Below are 2261 nucleotides of genomic sequence, written 5' to 3'. Positions count from 1 at the left end.
ATTAAATTTGGTAAATATTTAATTTATAAATAGTGTTGTTTAATTGTTGAAAAATGAAACATATTGGTTAATATGGATGAATAACTTACATAACAACGATTAGGGAAAATAATGGATAACTTTATAGCAAGTCTTTAAAATCATATCGATCATGTAAAACGTGTAGGGACACATTGTGCAACGGAAGAAACAACTAAACAGGCATTAATCTTACCACTATTAGATATTTTGGGTTTTAGCCCATACGATCCTACAAAAGTTCTGGCGGAGTTTGCTGCTGATTTTCCTGGCGTAAAAGCGACTGAGAGAGTTGACTATGCTTTATATTGTAATGGACAACCAGTCATGTTTATTGAAGCAAAATCATATTCTGCAAATTTAACTAATCATGCTCCACAATTATCTCGCTATTTTAATAGTAGTTTAGGTGTAACTATTGGTGCCATTACAAATGGACGTGAATGGCGATTCTTTACAGATCTAATTAATACAAATGTAATGGATGAAAAACCATTTTTAGTTGTAGATTTTACGAAGAATAAGGCTGAAGAGTTAGTACAGCTTGCAGAATTTAAACACGATAATTTTCATGCTGAAAAGCTACGTTTTTTTGCAGAAGAAAATCAGTATATTCAGCAGTTTAAAACAGTTATTAAGAAGAGTATTAATGAAGTCGATATTGATTTTGTTCGTTATGTTGCTCAACAAGCAAATATTCCTCGTCAATTAAATACTAAATTTTTGGAGTCAATACAACCTTTTGTTAAACAAGCCGTAGAGCAGGCTATTAGTGATACTGTAGTCAAAGGTTTATCATCACCAACTATTATTACTGCTCAGCCAGTAGAACCAAAAACTGTAGATGAAGAACCAGCAAAAATTGTTGAACAAGATTTCATTGTTAATCCAGACAATGAAAAAATTATTACCACCAAGGAAGAGCAAGATCTTTTCCGTATTATTGGTGAGTTATTTCCAGAGGTCGAGTTGGAAAGTAAAGATACTGAAAGTTACTATTCAGTATTATATCAAGGAAAGAATAACCGTTGGTTATTTAGATATGATGTGAACCGTAAAAGACCAACTATTCAGTTTATTGTGCCTGTAGATGATACTCGCCGAAATGAGTTGGTGAGAGCTGGCTTAGAGGTTCAAGCAAACGGACAGGTATTTTTAGAAAAGCCTGAATATATTTATAGAGCAGTAGGTATTCTCAAAGATTGTTTAGATTATTGTATGAATGATGATAATTTTAAAAGATTCTCTGCTAATTAAATTTACTGATGAAAATAGTATATTGTCAAGATTGGATATACGGTTAACTAATATGGGTATGAAATATCTAAAAATTATACCACTGTTTTTTCTATTCTTTACTTTTGATGCTAACGCCGAAGTTGAAAGAGAAGAAAATTGCAATATTATTAGTGATATGGCGTTCATCATGATGACACAGCGAAAATCAGGACTTTCAAAAGATGAAGTAAATAAAAACATTCCCTTTGATAAGCTTACAAATAATGAGAAGAAGGTTGCACGTGAATTAGTTAAAGTGCCAGTAAAGGAAGGATTTAATAGTTATGAATCCCTAGAGAAGTTTTCGAAAATAGAAAGAGAACGTTGCAAAAAACTCATCCAAGAGAAAATTTAAACTCAAACTATATTTAATTTAAACCGCCTTATGGCGGTTTAATATTTATTATCATTAGAATATTGATTATATAGGCCATTTTCATTTTTTCTTATACTCTGTTACTTTAAGAAAAATATAAAATAAAAGGTAAAACATGAAAAAATCAACTTTAGGCTGGGGTACGGCAGGAGTTATAGCATTAGGAATCTTTGGTTCAGGTAACGACAATACTTCAAGAAATAACTCAAACAATGAGGAAGCACAAAGTTCAGTTGAAGAGGTTATAGAGTCAAAATATATCAATACCAATACACTTAATATTAGAGACAAACCTAACGGTAATGTTGTAGCAAAACTCGGACGGGGTAAGAAAGTTAATATTTATGAGAAAAAAGGAAACTGGGTACGTATTTCTTTAAATTCGGCATCACCTCAATGGATCTCCGAGAAACTTTTGTGTGAAACTGAAGATTGTTTTAAACAAAAGATGAGAACATCTAAATCTCATAATTATCAGGCTTTAAAATCACAATCTCATCATTCAGAAACTAAAAAATCTAAAACATACTATGACAGTGATTGTTCTTGTGCCGTAGTTGACTATTGTGTAGGACCAAGAGGTGGACAC

At 31.8% G+C, this 2261-nt stretch carries 3 protein-coding genes; all 3 read left to right on the top strand.

Annotation, left to right across the window (positions count from 1 at the left end):
- The first annotated feature begins 144 nt into the window (after nucleotides 1–144).
- On the top strand, nucleotides 145–1275 hold the full coding sequence (locus NL42_RS14535; protein WP_461313280.1) for a type I restriction endonuclease: 1131 nt from the start codon (nucleotides 145–147) through the stop codon (nucleotides 1273–1275).
- A 52-nt stretch (nucleotides 1276–1327) separates the two neighbouring features.
- On the top strand, nucleotides 1328–1651 hold the full coding sequence (locus NL42_RS14530) for a hypothetical protein (RefSeq protein ID WP_461313279.1): 324 nt from the start codon (nucleotides 1328–1330) through the stop codon (nucleotides 1649–1651).
- A 136-nt stretch (nucleotides 1652–1787) separates the two neighbouring features.
- A partial coding sequence (locus NL42_RS14525; protein WP_461313278.1) for an SH3 domain-containing protein occupies nucleotides 1788–2261 on the top strand: 474 nt, incomplete at its 3' end.

It is taken from the genome of Acinetobacter sp. GN11, assembly GCF_054823985.1.
This window is presented reverse-complemented; position numbering and strand designations above follow the sequence as displayed.

Bases quoted from the DNA above. Each gene is read 5' to 3' on its own strand.
- NL42_RS14530 (WP_461313279.1), top strand. From the start codon at position 1,328: ATGGGTATGAAATATCTAAAAATTATACCACTGTTTTTTCTATTCTTT.